We start from the raw sequence: 14688 nt of genomic DNA on the forward strand, positions 1-14688 counted from the left end.
AGTTTAAAATACACTCAATTACGCAATTGGCACTCTATCAGCATAGTCTGATGGAGATGCCAAATGATCACCCTACAACAACTCGAACATTACCGACAGCAACCCGATATTGCAGCGGCCCTACGGGGCTACAGTGACGCGTTTTGCCGTAGCGTGTTAACAATTTTGTATTTAGAAGGTGGCCTGCGCGATGATGGCGGTCTAAACCACGTAGCGTCTGACCGTGGAGGCGTAACTAAGTTTGGCATTAGCCAGCGGGCTTATCCACGACTCGATATACCTAACCTCACCATTGATCATGCAATTCGACTGTACTATCGCGACTATTGGGAGCCAATGCACTGCGACGAGCTAAACAGCGGTGTTGCGTTGATGCTGTTTGACGGTGCGGTACAACACGGCATAAACCGTATGACTCGCGTGGTACAACGCACAGTAAACGCCACCATAGACGGCGTATTCGGCTCACGCACCCTCAAACAATGCCATGGTTATTTGCCCAACCTATTTATATGTGAGCTAGTCAGCCGCCGCGCCTATCGCTACGCCCGTATTTGTTTAGACGACTCAACCCAACAACCAAACCTACGCGGCTGGATGAACCGACTCGGCCACATTACCGAACGCTGTTATGCCGAGGTGTACCGTGGGGCGTAACTGGGAGTGGAGTTTAAAGCAAGGCCGCATTAAACGCCTAAAGGCAGAGCTTGAAGCACGCAGGAACGGTGAACTATTTGATGCCAGCCAAATACCACTACACAGCTACGATGGCACGATGCAATCCAAATTCAGACGCGGCTGGCTGTCAGTTAGTGAAACCGAAATTCAATGCCGACTAGACGGACACAACACCTATCAACAGGTACGGCAACGCCTCACAGAACGATTTGGAGAGCGCTATGACTGATTGGTTAGGTATCAGCTCTGCAATTGGTAATCTCGTTGATGACCTGCATACCTCTGATGAAGAAAAGATCCAACTCAAAAATGAAGCTACTCGCATTGAAAACATCATTGAGAGCAAACGGCTTGAACTTGAAAGTAAACGTTTAGATCTCGAAGCCAGAGAAATTGAAGCCAAAGCAAAAGTTGTTACTGCAGAAAGCAAGGGACATAGCTTTCTGCAACGTAACTGGCGGCCGATAACAATGCTTACTTTTCTAGTGCTCATTGTATGTGACTCGTTTGGACTACTCGCGTTTAGGCTCAGCGCTGAAGCATGGGCATTACTTGAAACAGGCTTACAAGGATACGTCGTAGGCAGAACGATCGAAAAAATAGCACCCGGCGCAGGCGAAAAGATGAAAGAGATCGCTAAGTCGGTATTTGAGGCAATGAGGACGAAGAAAGATGGACATAGCTGACGACGCACAGCGTTTAACTGAGCAAGATTTAGAACGGGCACTGAACAAGCACCGAACACTGTTTGTTGGTACTGATGTGGACTTTATGAATTGCTTAGAGTGCGGCACTGAAATACCCAAAGCGAGGCGCGAAGCAATTCATCGCTGCAAACACTGTGTTGACTGCCAAGAGCTGCTAGAGCAACTAGCTAAACACTACAGGAAACCATGATGGAATTTCTAATTGAATGGTGGAAACAGGTGCTTGCTGCTGGCGTATTAATTGTTGGTGCTGGCTCCATCGCATGGTTAAAAGCCACATTCGTTAGCCGAGTAAAGCACGACGAATTACAGCAACGTGTAAGTGCCGTAGAAAAAGCTGTCGATGATCTACCTAGTGCTGACGATATGCACGAGCTAGACAAGCGACTAATTGAAGTGGGTGGAAAGATTGACGTGCTTTCTCCTCAGCTTGGCGACTTAAAGCGGGTTACTGACTTATTAATGGAAAACGAACTAAGAGGTTCTAGACATGCCAATGAATGAGTTAATGGCTGAACATCAACGTATCAGCATTTTGATCTCACTAAATGAATCACCCGACTATGGCCTAAATAGTAGCATCTTGGGTGATATTTTAGATCGCTACGCTATAGGTGGTAGTCGTGACCAATTGCATACTCAGCTAAATTGGTTAGAACAAAATGGTTACGTAACAATTGACCGTCTAAGTAGTAATACATGGGTTGCGAGTATCACCCAAAACGGTGCGGATGTAGCAAATGGCCGTAGTGTGGTCCCCGGTATCAAACGGCCCAGCCCACGGAGCTTGTAGTTATGTCGGAGAGTATACGCAGAGGTAAGCCCAGTAAAATTGACGCGTTGCCGGAAGAGATTAAAAAGAGGCTTGATGAAATGCTACGCAATAGCAGCAATTCACAGGCTGATATTTTGGTTGCCGTAAATCAACTCATACTCGATGCGGGGTTAGACGAAGAAGCCACCATATCGCGCTCGGGGCTGAGCCGCCATGCACAAAAGTCAGAGGCTATTGGTAAACAGCTACGTGAAACTCAAGCTGCTACTAAAGCACTGGTTGCAGAGTTAGGCGACAAGCCCATGGGGGAAACGTCAAAACTCATTTTAGAAATGGGCCGTACTCAGTTATTTAAGGCTATGCAGCGCCAGTTTATGAACCCCGATGAAGACGCCGACATTGATATAGGTGAGATCAAAGAAGTGATGCGCTCAACCAAGTGGCTAGAAGAAACAGCCATGAAAGTGCATCAGCGTGAAAAAGACATACGTAAAGCATTCGCTGAAGAAGCGGCCGCAAAGGTTGAAGAAAACGCCATACTAGCGGGCCTAACAGCTGAAGGTGCTCAGCTCATTAAAAACCAAATATTGGGTATTGCCTAATGACTGATATTGTCGATAAAAAGAAGCTCGCTCAAGCTGAAGAAACAGAGCTTGTTGCTGAGATTGCGCTATCTGATATACAACAAGAAGTAGAGCAATGCGACGAGTTTGAAAAAAAATTCGGCCTGCCTATATTCATACCGTTTGATCCTAACGAACTACTACTAGGCTATCAAAAGCGCTGGATTGCAGATCAATCCCCGCTAAAAATCGCCGAGAAAAGCCGCCGAACCGGTATCACATGGGCTGAAGCGGCTGACGCAGTACTTGAGGCCAGTAAAAGCAAAGACGCGTTTGGCACCAATCATTTTTACGTTGGCTCTAACAAGGAGATGGCCCGCGAGTTTATTGAAGCCGCAGCCATGTGGGCCAAGGCGTTCAATAAAGCTGCTGGTGATATTCAAGAAGAAATATTCATTGATGATGGTCAAGAAGGCAAAGAGATCCTTACATTTGTGATCCACTTTGCCAGTGGCTTTAAAATCCAAGCGCTTAGCTCCAACCCCGCCAATCTCAGGGGTATGCAAGGTAATGTCACCATTGATGAGGCCGCATTTCATGAGCGCTTAGCTGAAGTACTTAAAGCCGCTTTAGCACTGACGATGTGGGGCGCAAAGGTTAGGCTGATCAGCACACACAATGGTATCGACAACCTGTTTAATGAACTTATTCAAGACAGCCGTGCAGGAAGAAAACGTTACTCTGTTCACACCATCACCATAGAAGATGCATGCCGCGAAGGGTTATACCAGCGCATATGCCAAAGGCAGCGTAAGCAATGGACGGTTGACGCCCAAAGTAAATGGATTGATGACCTTATAAACGACACCGCAAGCGAAGAAGACGCCCGCGAAGAGTACTTTTGCGAACCCAAAAAAGGGGGTGGCGCGTATATACCCCGCGTGTTAATTGAAGCGGCCATGACCAAAGGCATCCCCATTGTTCAGTATGAAGCGCCCAGCGACTTTATGAGCTGGACCGATGAATACCGCAAAACCGAGATTGACACATGGTTAAAAGAATATATCGATCCACTGCTTGAAAAGTTAAACCCCGCGCTAAACCATAGCCTTGGCGAAGACTTCGCCCGCCGTGGCGATTTAACCGTATTTGTGCCGCTAGAGATAAGCAAAGACTTATCCAAGCGCGTGCCGTTTGTCGTTGAGCTAACGAACCTAACCTATGATATGCAGCGCCATATCATGCTGCATATCGCCACACGCTTACCCAGATTGCAAGGAATGGCCTTTGATGCCACGGGTAATGGCGGGTATTTGGCCGAGGCCGCCGCTTTACTCTTTGGCACCGAAATGGTCGAGCAAGTCATGTTAAACGATCCTTGGTATCGGGAATGGATGCCTAAGCTTAAGGCTGAGTTTGAAGACCAAAACATTCAAGTACCTAAACACCAAGATATTTTAGGCGACTTACAAAAGATCTCTGTGCGCAACGGCACCCCAAAAATAGACAAAGGATCTGATAAAGGCTCCGATGGCCGCCAACGTCACGGGGATTTTGCCGTAGGTTTAGCGATGGCAGTACGAGCTGCTTGGATGGATGGCAGCACCATTGAGTTTACCCCACTTCCCGATAAACACGACTCTAAAACTAACCCTGATTTTAACTACAGCGACCTAGGCGCATTCCAAGGCGCTGGCTGCTGGTGAGAGCATTATGATAGTAGATATTCACGGCAACCCACTACGTGCTGAAACACTCAAACAAACACAGACCGAAGAAAACGCACAAGTAAGCATGTTGCTCAAGCAATACGCCGAACACCCAACACAAGGGCTTACCCCTGCTAAATTAGCAAGCCTACTGCGAGAAGCTGAAGAAGGCAGCTTGGCAGCGATAGCTGATTTAGCCAAAGATGTTGAAGATAAAGACGGCCATATCAGCTGTGAACTGGGCAAGCGCCGCCGCGCCATATTGGGCTTTGAATGGAATATAATGCCACCGCGCAATGCCTCTAAAGACGAGCAGCGCGATGCGGATATGTTGGCCGACCTGTTAGACGATGCCACATGGTTTTATGATTTTTTGTTTGATATGAGTGATGCCATTCTTAAAGGCTTTAGCGCCAACGAACTTAAATGGGACTATGTTGAAAAGCTGCAAATAGTCACAGGCTATACCTACCGTGACCAAAACATATTTAAAACCCATCCTGACGACTTTAACCGCATTGTTTTAAACGATAACACCAACGAAGGTGAAGCCTTGAACCCCTTTGGTTGGGCACTCCATATTCATAAATCAAAGTCGGGCTATGTGCACAGAACTGGCTTATTGTCTGTTTTAGCGTGGCCATTTTTGTTTAAAAACTACAGCGTGCGCGATTTAGCCGAGTTTTTAGAGATTTACGGCTTGCCTGTTCGCGTGGGTAAATACCCGAGCGGTGCCAGCGATGCAGAAAAAGCGACATTGCTGCGTGCTGTGATGGCTATTGGCCATAATGCAGGCGGCATTATACCCAGAGGCATGGAGATTGATTTTCAAAGTGCAGCTAACGGCCAAGCCGACCCATTTGAAAGCATGATCCGTTGGTGTGAACTTACGCAATCAAAAGTCATTTTAGGCGGAACGCTCACCAGCCAAGCCGATGGTAAAACCAGCACTAATGCCCTTGGCAACGTACATCAAGAAGTAAAAGAAGACATTACCCTCAGTGATTTACACCAACTTGAGCAAACCATAAGCCGCGATTTGCTTTTGCCCCTGTATGCACTCAACGGTAAAAGTTACAACGGCAACCGCCGTTTACCACGCTTTGAGTTTGATACGTCCACCAGCGATGAAATGCGTGACTTTGCACCGCCGCTTAAAGACTTGGTAAGTACAGGTATGCAAATACCACAATCATGGGTGCATGAGCGCTTAAATATTCCAGAGGCCAAAGACGGCGAAGCCGTACTCACCCAACCAAATAGCGCACCGCAAGCTGCACTCAATACCGCCATTGCTGCGCTAAGCACCGAACACAAAAGCCGTGATAATCAAAATGCGCTAGACGAAGCATTAAACGCCATTACAAATGGTGAAATGAGAGACGAGTACAAAGCCACGCTGCAACCTCTACTAAACAAACTCAACAAAAGCAGCGACCTAGCAGCCATTGAGCTTGCCGAGCTTTACCCAACGCTTGACCAAGATGCACTCACTGAGCTGCTTACCCGCTTGTTCTTTGTCAGTGAACTATGGGGCACCATCAATGAGTAACGCCCACATTAGCGCGGCATTTGAGCGCGCGCCCATTGATGCCGTGGCTTACTTTCGGGCCAAGGGCTACACAATAAGCGATGAATGGCATGATGTGCTGACTACGGCGCATGCCAAAGCATTTACTGTGGCGCGAGTGCAAAGCATGGAAATACTAGAGGCCATACGCCAGTACACCGACACAGCGCTTGCTGAAGGCTTAACGGCAAAACAATTTAGAGAGCAGCTAACGCCTGAGCTTCAGCGATTAGGTTGGTGGGGAAAAACCAAGAATGAGCAAGGTGATAGCGTTCAACTGGGTAGCCCCTACCGCTTAAATAATATTTATCGCACCAATCTACAAACCGCCTATATGAGTGGCCGCTATCGCCGCATGTTGGCTCGCAGTAAAACGCATCCGTATTGGCAGTATGTCGCTATTGATGATGCACAGACACGGCCTGAACATAGACTGCTGCATGGCAAGGTGTTTCGATTTGATGACCCAATTTGGCAAACCATATTTCCGCCCAATGGCTGGGGTTGCCGCTGTCGCGTTCGTGCGCTCACGGCAGAGCAAGTAAAAGCGCGCGGCTTAACCGTAGAGGACGGTAGCGGCTATGTACAGCAATTTGATGCTGAAATTGTTAGCCGCGAGTCTGGCGAAGTTAAAACCACTGAGCATGCACGAGTTAAGTTATCCAGTGGCGATGTAATGACCCCAGACATTGGCTGGGCCTATTCACCGGGGCAATCTGCATTTGGCACAGACATAGCCGTGGCGCAAAAGCTGGGTAAAGTTGAAGACGTACAGTTACGCGCTGAGACTATTCAAGCACTCAACAATAGTGAAGAACGAGCCAACGCGTTTGAACTATGGACCCGTAAAAGCATTGAACGCATAGAGCAGTATCAAACAGCAAAGCTTGCAGGCGATACGGCTGGGCTTAGAGCGTTTGGCCCACGGCCGCAACATAAAACGGTGGTGTCATTTCTCAATGATGACATAAACCAAAAGCTTTTAGATAAAGGCGTTGATGCGAGTAGAACGCTGGTATTGTCTGAGCGTGTGCTTGCTCATGCCCATAGTGAAAAACACAAAGCCAGTAGACAAGCACTTGAGCTAAGCGAGTATATCAACCTAAGCAAATGGATTAACCAGAGCGGCGCGAGCGTATTGTGGGAACCGGAGCGAGGCGAAGTACTGTACGTAATAAGCCAAGGTGAGCAAGCTATTAAGGTGATTGTTCGCTTTGACAGCAACAGCGATACACTAATCAATGTGTTTAAAGTCGACAGCGGTGACATTGAAGGTGGCATTAAAGGGGGAACCTATGAGGTTTGGCGGTAGGATGAGACTCGAACTCATATCATATATGCGGCGCATATAACCGTTACCCATTGGAAACACCACCGCCACGAACAATTATTACCCAACCACCAAGTGATTACAATATGACCACTAGAATTGAAATACTCACCAGCGGTGATGCAACCAAAGTACTCAACGAGATTGCAGCCAAGTTTAACGACCTCAGCGAACCAATGAACGAGATAGCCGCGATACTAGAAGGCGCGACGGAAGACGCGTTTGCCGAAGAGCGCAGCCCCGTAACAGGTGCAGCTTGGCCTGCACTTAGTGAAAACTACTTAAAACAAAATCCAAAACGCGTCGGAGGGCAGATGCTGCAAGTAAGCGCTGGCGGACTAGCTGCCAGCATTGCCGCAGACAGTGGCGCGTTTTGGGCGCAGATAGGTAGTAACAAGCCTTACGCTGCTATTCATGACTATGGCGGCTTGCCAGAGTTTGCGCCCGGACCCGCAGCTATTCCCCAACGTGAATACTTCGGCGTAAGTTCTGTGGGTGAGCAAGATATTTTGGGTGTGCTTATAGATTATTTTACGGAGAGTTAAAAACGCCTCAGAAGCGCTCAGGAGCGTTTAAAGGTATCGAAGTGCTAGCGTTGGGTGTTGTGGTTGGGGTTTTGCACGCTAGAGGTGTTTAGAAACGTTTCCGCACCTAAATAAGGTAACAGCTTGTTCAGTACAAATATTAATATGTATGATTATAGCCACTCTCAACCAACGAGACTTCTGGAAAATTTAAGAGGCTTAGTAATGGACTATATAAAATTAAAACACGGTAACGATAATTACAAAAAGCGATTAGAAAGAACAAAGAATGATACTTATATAGAAAAAATAGAATTAGAAGGAATACATCGTCGCTATAACCTAAAAGTAGAATTTAACAAATCACTAAACATTCTTTATGGGCAAAATGGTACAGGGAAATCAACCCTCATACACATCATTTCAAATCTTGCAAATTGCGATTTCATAAGGTTTGCTTTTATAGAATTTAAACGCATCCGGATACTATACTCAAGTGGAGTGGAAATTATTTTAACGCAAGAAGCTATTCCAGATAGCATTGATAAACGAATAGTAGTCAGCGTACCTTGTGGAGAGCCTTTAGTATTTACAAAGAGCCAAGCCATGGATGAAATAAGAGATACTGAAGATGAACGATACGGAAGCGTGGCTGTATCTGGTATACAAATGGCGTTAATGGATTTCATTGAAAAAAACGACCTTGATCAAATTGCCGCATCCTATTTCCCTGCTTTTAGAACCATGTTAGAGGCTTGGAGTTCAAGGAAGGAAGGTAGAGTATTCAATAGCTCATCCAGAAAAGTAAACATTACTTCATTTGCGCGGGAGCTTTTTGGTCCATTCTTACCAAATATAAACTACCCATCCCCACTAGAAATAGAAAAAAAATTACACGACGAAGTTAGAGATTGCGAAGTAAGTATTGCAAGATATGAAAGCTCTATTTTTTCAACTTCATTTATCAAAGTTTTTTCTTCTCTAGTTAAAGATACTGATAATGAATTAGATCCTACCGAACTACTTCAAGAAATATCTCAACTGACAAAAGACTCTACGTCAAACAGGCTCGGTGGAGTTCAAGAGCACTCCGATATCTATGGCAGTTTGCGTAGATATGTGACAGCTTCCAAATCATCCCCTCTACAAAAATCCGCATCAGGAGCTTTAAAAGTTTACAGAGACGCGCTAAAAGAACGTAGAGATTTCCAAGAGAAGGCCTTTGACACAGTCAACTCATATTTTGATGTTGTGAACTTCTTTTTAGATAAGAAAAAACTATCGTACGAACTAGATAGAGTGCGTAAAGGTCCAAGAGTCCGTTTAAAGTTTCCCGATGGCAGTTGGAGCCGAATAATGGTCATGTCTTCTGGTGAACGGCAATTACTCACTATGCTGTATGCAGTAAACAAAATGAGTCAATTTTCTACAGTGCTAATAGATGAACCCGAAATATCTTTACATATTGATTGGCAAGAAGAGTTATTAGGAAAAATGATGGAACAACTTGGGGATCGACAAATAATTGTGTGTACTCATTCGCCATCTATTGCCGCCGATTTCGATGAATACATGAAAGAGATAGCACCTGACTTCATAGACTCTGACTTAAAGTCAGAAGATCTCAACCTTACACATGAAGATGAAGATGAAGATGAGGATGAGCACCAATGAGTTCAAAAGGAAACCAGATTGATATAAATACGTATAAAACTACAGTAAGGATGAGCTCCAAGGTACGTATTCTAGTTGAAGGGCCTGATGATAAGGCTCATATATCAAATCTTCTCAAACTAAAGGGAACACAAAAAAAATTTATAATTGACGTGGCAGATCATATCAGAGGAGATTGCCAAAAAACCCGTCAAAATAACAAAGAACGGATATTGAAAATACACGCTCTTTGTAAAGACAAGCAACAATTTTCAAACTTATTCTATTTATGTGATAGAGAGTTCTACAAATTTGATATTGCAGAAAAAATTGAAGACAACATTTCAGGTTATGAAGTCGATAGTAATTTAAATTGGACAACTGGCCACTCATTAGAAAACTACTTTTTAAGCCCTGAAATAATTGCAGATGCGTATAGTTACCAATCAGGTTCAGAATTTAAGCTTGGAGCAATTGAATTATTAAAATCAGTTCTCCCGTCAGCAATAAGCATAATCGCTGCTCTTTCATTAGCTGCACGAGACATAAGCTCCAGCTCTTATCCGTGCAAAATAGTAAAATGGCAAAATTATGCAATTAGAGAACATTCTATAGAATTGAACCTAAATGAGGATAGTGGTGGGGAACAGACAGAAATATACTTAAAGTTTGTAGAGAAGTTTCAACACTATTTGCCAACTGTAAAAGCAACTGAAATCGATGTACAAAGCCGTATTTGTCGAGGGCATACAGCAATTACATTACTGCAAAGAGTATTTTCTGCTTGTATCTTCCATGTAGGACGCGAGCAAGATGAAACTCTTGCAATAAAAGACGCCAACAAGTTTTCTAGCATAAAGGAAAACAGTATTTCAAACGCACTTTGCCAGGCTTGGTTAGGGGCTATTTCAAACGGGTACGACAATTACCCTATACATTTAGTGGATTCTGTTGCTTGAGATTTATTAACCCAGTTTAAAATACACTCTCAGCCCAATTCCACATACTGGCACCAAGACAAACGTTTTAGTGCCAGAACATGCCAAACACCACAACCGCCCAAAGCCTTGGTTTAGCCATTTGCAATGTCACTGCTCTGCCAAACGAGCAAGGCGTTAGCGAGCGCGTTTTAATTATCCCTGATGGTGAATTTACCAGCCGTGATGGCCGCCCCTTTGATGTGCCTAGCCGTAAATGGCTTATGGATGACATAGCCTTTGCTAATTTGCAGATGAGTGCTGCAACTCGCACTAACGACTTTTTATTTGATTACGAGCACCAAACCCTACACAAAGAAAAAAACGGCCAGCCCGCGCCCGCTTCTGGCTGGTTTAAAACTGATGCTTTGGAGTACATACCCGGCGAAGGGGTATATGCCAAAAACGTGGCATGGACCGATGCCGCCCACAACGCCTTGCTTGCCAAAGAATACCGCTATGTCAGCCCCGTTTTTCTATACGACAAAAACACAGGCCGCCCGCTGGTTTTATTACACGTAGCATTAACCAACGACCCGGCATTAACGGGCCTTGATGAAATCGCCGTATTAAACGCCCAATTTTTTACCCAACCCACAGGAACAAGCCCCATGAACGAAGCCCAAAAGCTACTGGCTGCGCTTGGCATTACCGTAACGGGTGATGTCACTACTGAGCATATTGCTCAAGGTGAAGCCGCCATTGCTGACCTTAACCAAAAAGTAAAAGCGGCCGAGAGCAAAGACACGCAAATTGCCGCACTCACTGCCCAAGTAAAGCAAGGCACACAGCAAGTGGACCTTAGCAAATATGTACCCGTTGAAGCCTACAATGCCCTTTTCGGCCAACTGGCAGCACTGAACACAGAGCATCAAGGTATGACCATTGAGAGCACCATTGATAAAGCCAAGCAAGATGGCCGAGTGGTGGCCTCTGAGGTGGACTATTTATCACAACTTGGCAAGCAGCAAGGTTTAGCCGCCTTGAATACGGTGCTTGATAGTCGCAGCCCCATTGCCGCACTCACAACCCAGCAAACCAACACACAACCTAAGCCAGACGCCAAAACAGGCATAGCCGCGCTTTCTACCGAACAAAAGTATGCCGCCGACCAGTTAGGCATCAGCTACACCGACTATGCCGCGTTACTTAAAGAGGAAAACCAATAATGGCAATTGTGACCCCAGCAATATTAACCAGCCTGCAAACGGGCTTTAAAAAGAACTTTCAAGATGGATTAGGTGAAGCTGAGCCGCAATACACAGAAATTGCCACCGTGATCCAGTCCAACACCAAGAGCAACACTTACGGCTGGCTTGGCAAATTTCCTTCACTTAAAAAATGGGTCGGTGAACGCCAGCTTGAGTCAATGAAAGCCCACGGCTACACCATTGTGAATGAAGATTTTGAAGGCACAGTCAGTGTAGAGCGTAACGACATAGAAGATGACCAAATTGGTATCTACGCTCCCCTAATGAAAGAGCTGGGCCGCAGTGCTGGCATTCACCCTGACGAAGTATGTTGGCCATTGCTGCGCGCAGGCTTTACAACTCTTTGCTATGACGGCCAAAACTACTTTGATACAGACCATCCTGTGTATGAAAAGGCTGATGGTACAGGCGCAGTTGAAAGCGTAGCTAATATGGCTGAAGACGGTGCCTACACAGGACCTATCTGGTATGTGATTGATGACTCAAAAGTACTAAAACCCATCATATTCCAAGAGCGTAAGAAGCCCGTTTTTATAAGCATGACCAAAGTGGATGATGAAGCGGTATTCACTAAAAAACTATTCAGATACGGCGTTGATTGCCGTGATGCAGCGGGCTTTAGCTTTTGGCAACTGGCATTTGCCAATAAACGCGCACTTAATTCAGACAACCTCTGGGATGCCATAAAAAGCTTGCGCACTTTTAAGGCCGATGGTGGGCGAAAATTGGGTATACGCCCAACTAAGTTGGTGGTTCCACCTGAGCTTGAAGACGTAGCAACCAAGCTACTTGAGCGCGAAATTGAAAACAGTAGCTCAAATGAACTCAAAGGCCGCTTAAAGCTGTGTGTGGCTGACTACCTAGACGCTTAACCCAATGCCCCACCACTGGGGCCAATCAATAGGATGGAAAATGAAATGGTTGAACCAACTACTTACAAGGTGCGTGTTATCTCTCAGCAACCTGATGGCTACCGCCGCGCCAGCATTACCCTTAAGCGTGGCGTTAACGAGAGTCACGTTACCAAGCCTCAGCTTGAAGCGCTTAAAAAAGATACACGCCTTGCGGTGCAAGTTGTGCAAGCAAGTGAAAGTACAACGGCGGAACCACACATGGAGTCAGGAAGTGTGGTCCGCGATTTAGTATTGGATTTGAGCCAAGCCCCTGAAGCATTGGCGCATATCATTGCAGCAATACACGAACTGAAGCCAACTAAAAAACCAACCGTGGATGAATTAGTGTTTGAAGTGGATGGCGTTGATGGCGAGCAAAAGCCAACAGCCACGCAACGAGACGAAGCTTGGGCTTGGTATCAGAGCAACATTGTGAACGCGGAGCAATAACCATGAGTTACGCCAGTACAGCGGATATGCAAACGCGGTTTAATCAGCAAGACCTTGTTTTACTTACCGAGCGCGAAAACAGCACCCCCGGTGAAATTAATATCCCTGTGCTTGAGCAATCTCTCATCGATGCAAGTGCAGAAATTAACGGCTACTTAGCGGGCCGTTATACCTTACCGTTAAGTACTGTGCCTACCGCGCTGGTGCGTATTTGCTGCGATATAGCCCGTTACTTTTTAAGTAGCGACAATGCCCCAGAGCACATACACACCCGCTATACGGATGCGCTGAAGTTTTTACAAGCCGTAAACCAAGGCAAGGTTGCGCTTGGCATTGATAGCCAAGGCGACAAAGCCACCACCAACGACACCGCGTTTATGGAGTCCGCAGGCAGCGTATTTGCCCGCGCAAAGTCAACGGGGTTTATTTGATGTTTGAGATCAAAGACGACTACTTAGCCGCGGGGCCATTACTTGAAGAAGCATTGAAAGGTATTTCAGGCATTCGACACGTAAAGGCACTAGATGATTTAGCTGAAATAGATAGAGCTAACCACACCCCCTGTTTGTTTTATCTGTATTACGGTGAGCAGCTAAATGGCCCGACCCAAGCGGGTGCCAATGTGCAAATAAAGCAAACATGGCTTGTCATTCTTGCTGAGCGTAAAAACAACAAATATGCAGGACGAAACATTGCTAAAACCATTCGTGCATTGGCTGGCAAAAAAACAGGCGATGCAGGCCCATGGCAACGCATTAACACCCCAATTAAACCTAGATACACAAGCGGTCACGCGTTTTACCCGCTGGCCTTTACCTGTCAAATGAGAATGCGAGGAACCCACTAATGAGTGACGGTTATCTAATTGCTGGCAATGTATTTGTGCAGCGCCTAAATAAACAAGGCAACCCTGAAGGTGGCTCAATTGGTCCAATCAACACCACAAAATTAGCCATAAAAGTAGAGTCAGAATCTAAAACCCGAACATCAAACAAAAAGGCCGACTATGGCCAAGTGCTGGATGATGTGCGCATACCTAAACCCACCTCCATTAACTGGGCCTTTGATGACCAACCCACTGAGCTGGTTGCTATGGCATTGATGGGCGATGTGGTCGCTATTAACGATGCCAGCGGTACGCTCACTGATGAAGCGATCACACTGCCATCAGCACAGCACTGGGTTGAAATTGGCCATAAAAACTTTGCAACAGCAGGGCTTTCGGTAAAGCAAGGTGCTACGCCATTGGTCTTAGGTGAAGACTTTGAAATGAACTATGCCCTTGGGCTTATCCGCGCATTGCATGGCGGCAAAGTAGAAGTAGGCGGAGCAATAACATTTTCAGGTCAATATAACGCCCGAAGCGGTAAGCGTATTAAAGGTGCATTGAACTCACAAATTCGTTTACGGCTTTTCGGCGAGGGCGAGAACCTAGCCAACGGCAAGCAAGTTGAGTTTGATATTTATGATGTATCTATGTCACCTACCTCTGAACTTGATTTAGCGGGCACTGAATTTGTAGGTGCAGAGCTAGAAGGCACAGCCAAAATCAAATCTGGCAAAGATGCGCCATTTGTCGTGGACGAAATAGAAGTATAGTTCCCCGTTGGGGCTTCGGCCCCTTTTTCACCATTTTAAACCTTGTTAA

At 45.9% G+C, this 14688-nt stretch carries 19 protein-coding genes; all 19 read left to right on the forward strand.

The window, feature by feature from the left end; all coding sequences use genetic code 11:
• Positions 1-63: 63 nt before the first annotated feature.
• The 19 genes from ACSLBF_RS10450 to ACSLBF_RS10540 all read left to right on the forward strand — a co-directional run bounded on the left by ACSLBF_RS10450 (position 64) and on the right by ACSLBF_RS10540 (position 14639).
• Positions 64-657, forward strand: a complete 594-nt coding sequence (locus tag ACSLBF_RS10450) for a glycoside hydrolase family 108 protein (RefSeq protein WP_440053357.1) — start codon at positions 64-66, stop codon at positions 655-657.
• Positions 647-907, forward strand: coding sequence for a hypothetical protein (locus ACSLBF_RS10455; protein WP_440053358.1), 261 nt, complete (start codon positions 647-649; stop codon positions 905-907). Before ACSLBF_RS10450 ends, ACSLBF_RS10455 begins: the two co-directional genes overlap by 11 nt.
• Positions 900-1364, forward strand: coding sequence for a 3TM-type holin (locus tag ACSLBF_RS10460; RefSeq protein WP_440053359.1), 465 nt, complete (start codon positions 900-902; stop codon positions 1362-1364). The genes ACSLBF_RS10455 and ACSLBF_RS10460 overlap by 8 nt, the downstream gene beginning before the upstream one ends.
• Positions 1351-1575 carry a TraR/DksA C4-type zinc finger protein gene (locus tag ACSLBF_RS10465; RefSeq protein WP_440053360.1) on the forward strand — a complete coding sequence of 75 codons (225 nt, stop codon included), beginning with the start codon at positions 1351-1353 and terminating at the stop codon, positions 1573-1575. The genes ACSLBF_RS10460 and ACSLBF_RS10465 overlap by 14 nt, the downstream gene beginning before the upstream one ends.
• The gene (locus ACSLBF_RS10470; RefSeq protein ID WP_440053361.1) at positions 1572-1889 is read left to right on the forward strand and encodes a DUF2730 family protein; all 318 of its coding nucleotides are present in this window, start codon (positions 1572-1574) and stop codon (positions 1887-1889) included. The genes ACSLBF_RS10465 and ACSLBF_RS10470 overlap by 4 nt, the downstream gene beginning before the upstream one ends.
• Positions 1890-1893: 4 nt before the next feature.
• On the forward strand, positions 1894-2178 hold the full coding sequence (locus ACSLBF_RS10475; RefSeq protein WP_440053362.1) for a VpaChn25_0724 family phage protein: 285 nt from the start codon (positions 1894-1896) through the stop codon (positions 2176-2178).
• A gap of 2 nt (positions 2179-2180) precedes the next feature.
• Positions 2181-2762, forward strand: a complete 582-nt coding sequence (locus ACSLBF_RS10480; RefSeq protein WP_440053363.1) for a DUF3486 family protein — start codon at positions 2181-2183, stop codon at positions 2760-2762.
• Positions 2762-4429 carry a terminase large subunit domain-containing protein gene (locus ACSLBF_RS10485; protein WP_440053364.1) on the forward strand — a complete coding sequence of 556 codons (1668 nt, stop codon included), beginning with the start codon at positions 2762-2764 and terminating at the stop codon, positions 4427-4429. Before ACSLBF_RS10480 ends, ACSLBF_RS10485 begins: the two co-directional genes overlap by 1 nt.
• Before the next feature lie 7 nt (positions 4430-4436).
• Positions 4437-5984, forward strand: coding sequence for a DUF935 domain-containing protein (locus ACSLBF_RS10490; RefSeq protein WP_440053365.1), 1548 nt, complete (start codon positions 4437-4439; stop codon positions 5982-5984).
• On the forward strand, positions 5977-7314 hold the full coding sequence (locus ACSLBF_RS10495) for a phage head morphogenesis protein (protein WP_440053366.1): 1338 nt from the start codon (positions 5977-5979) through the stop codon (positions 7312-7314). The genes ACSLBF_RS10490 and ACSLBF_RS10495 overlap by 8 nt, the downstream gene beginning before the upstream one ends.
• A gap of 104 nt (positions 7315-7418) precedes the next feature.
• Positions 7419-7877: a phage virion morphogenesis protein gene (locus ACSLBF_RS10500; protein ID WP_440053367.1), complete on the forward strand. Its 459-nt coding sequence runs from the start codon at positions 7419-7421 to the stop codon at positions 7875-7877.
• 123 nt (positions 7878-8000) lie between these two features.
• Positions 8001-9530 carry an AAA family ATPase gene (locus ACSLBF_RS10505; protein ID WP_440053368.1) on the forward strand — a complete coding sequence of 510 codons (1530 nt, stop codon included), beginning with the start codon at positions 8001-8003 and terminating at the stop codon, positions 9528-9530.
• Positions 9527-10468, forward strand: coding sequence for a hypothetical protein (locus ACSLBF_RS10510; protein ID WP_440053369.1), 942 nt, complete (start codon positions 9527-9529; stop codon positions 10466-10468). The genes ACSLBF_RS10505 and ACSLBF_RS10510 overlap by 4 nt, the downstream gene beginning before the upstream one ends.
• A gap of 80 nt (positions 10469-10548) precedes the next feature.
• Positions 10549-11655, forward strand: a complete 1107-nt coding sequence (locus ACSLBF_RS10515) for a phage protease (protein WP_440053370.1) — start codon at positions 10549-10551, stop codon at positions 11653-11655.
• Entirely contained in the window at positions 11655-12569 is a 915-nt protein-coding gene (locus tag ACSLBF_RS10520; protein WP_440053371.1) for a Mu-like prophage major head subunit gpT family protein, read from the forward strand. The genes ACSLBF_RS10515 and ACSLBF_RS10520 overlap by 1 nt, the downstream gene beginning before the upstream one ends.
• A 45-nt stretch (positions 12570-12614) precedes the next feature.
• Positions 12615-13040, forward strand: a complete 426-nt coding sequence (locus ACSLBF_RS10525) for an HI1506-related protein (protein ID WP_440053372.1) — start codon at positions 12615-12617, stop codon at positions 13038-13040.
• Between the two features lie 2 nt (positions 13041-13042).
• Positions 13043-13471 carry a gp436 family protein gene (locus ACSLBF_RS10530; protein WP_440053373.1) on the forward strand — a complete coding sequence of 143 codons (429 nt, stop codon included), beginning with the start codon at positions 13043-13045 and terminating at the stop codon, positions 13469-13471.
• A complete protein-coding gene (locus ACSLBF_RS10535) occupies positions 13471-13887 on the forward strand; it encodes a phage tail terminator protein (RefSeq protein WP_440053374.1) in 417 nt (138 codons plus the stop codon). The genes ACSLBF_RS10530 and ACSLBF_RS10535 overlap by 1 nt, the downstream gene beginning before the upstream one ends.
• Positions 13887-14639 carry a hypothetical protein gene (locus tag ACSLBF_RS10540; RefSeq protein WP_440053375.1) on the forward strand — a complete coding sequence of 251 codons (753 nt, stop codon included), beginning with the start codon at positions 13887-13889 and terminating at the stop codon, positions 14637-14639. The genes ACSLBF_RS10535 and ACSLBF_RS10540 overlap by 1 nt, the downstream gene beginning before the upstream one ends.
• Positions 14640-14688: the final 49 nt, after the last annotated feature.

Origin of the sequence: Pseudoalteromonas sp. T1lg65 (assembly GCF_051930985.1) — a bacterium.
GTDB lineage: Bacteria > Pseudomonadota > Gammaproteobacteria > Enterobacterales > Alteromonadaceae > Pseudoalteromonas.

Excerpts from the sequence above, each read along its gene's own strand:
- ACSLBF_RS10450 (WP_440053357.1), top strand. The coding sequence starts at position 64 with ATGATCACCCTACAACAACTCGAACATTACCGACAGCAACCCGATATT.
- ACSLBF_RS10460 (WP_440053359.1), top strand. The coding sequence starts at position 900 with ATGACTGATTGGTTAGGTATCAGCTCTGCAATTGGTAATCTCGTTGAT.
- ACSLBF_RS10465 (WP_440053360.1), top strand. The coding sequence starts at position 1,351 with ATGGACATAGCTGACGACGCACAGCGTTTAACTGAGCAAGATTTAGAA.
- ACSLBF_RS10470 (WP_440053361.1), top strand. The coding sequence starts at position 1,572 with ATGATGGAATTTCTAATTGAATGGTGGAAACAGGTGCTTGCTGCTGGC.
- ACSLBF_RS10475 (WP_440053362.1), top strand. The coding sequence starts at position 1,894 with ATGGCTGAACATCAACGTATCAGCATTTTGATCTCACTAAATGAATCA.
- ACSLBF_RS10480 (WP_440053363.1), top strand. The coding sequence starts at position 2,181 with ATGTCGGAGAGTATACGCAGAGGTAAGCCCAGTAAAATTGACGCGTTG.
- ACSLBF_RS10485 (WP_440053364.1), top strand. The coding sequence starts at position 2,762 with ATGACTGATATTGTCGATAAAAAGAAGCTCGCTCAAGCTGAAGAAACA.
- ACSLBF_RS10490 (WP_440053365.1), top strand. The coding sequence starts at position 4,437 with ATGATAGTAGATATTCACGGCAACCCACTACGTGCTGAAACACTCAAA.
- ACSLBF_RS10495 (WP_440053366.1), top strand. The coding sequence starts at position 5,977 with ATGAGTAACGCCCACATTAGCGCGGCATTTGAGCGCGCGCCCATTGAT.
- ACSLBF_RS10500 (WP_440053367.1), top strand. The coding sequence starts at position 7,419 with ATGACCACTAGAATTGAAATACTCACCAGCGGTGATGCAACCAAAGTA.
- ACSLBF_RS10510 (WP_440053369.1), top strand. The coding sequence starts at position 9,527 with ATGAGTTCAAAAGGAAACCAGATTGATATAAATACGTATAAAACTACA.
- ACSLBF_RS10515 (WP_440053370.1), top strand. The coding sequence starts at position 10,549 with ATGCCAAACACCACAACCGCCCAAAGCCTTGGTTTAGCCATTTGCAAT.
- ACSLBF_RS10520 (WP_440053371.1), top strand. The coding sequence starts at position 11,655 with ATGGCAATTGTGACCCCAGCAATATTAACCAGCCTGCAAACGGGCTTT.
- ACSLBF_RS10525 (WP_440053372.1), top strand. The coding sequence starts at position 12,615 with ATGGTTGAACCAACTACTTACAAGGTGCGTGTTATCTCTCAGCAACCT.
- ACSLBF_RS10530 (WP_440053373.1), top strand. The coding sequence starts at position 13,043 with ATGAGTTACGCCAGTACAGCGGATATGCAAACGCGGTTTAATCAGCAA.
- ACSLBF_RS10535 (WP_440053374.1), top strand. The coding sequence starts at position 13,471 with ATGTTTGAGATCAAAGACGACTACTTAGCCGCGGGGCCATTACTTGAA.
- ACSLBF_RS10540 (WP_440053375.1), top strand. The coding sequence starts at position 13,887 with ATGAGTGACGGTTATCTAATTGCTGGCAATGTATTTGTGCAGCGCCTA.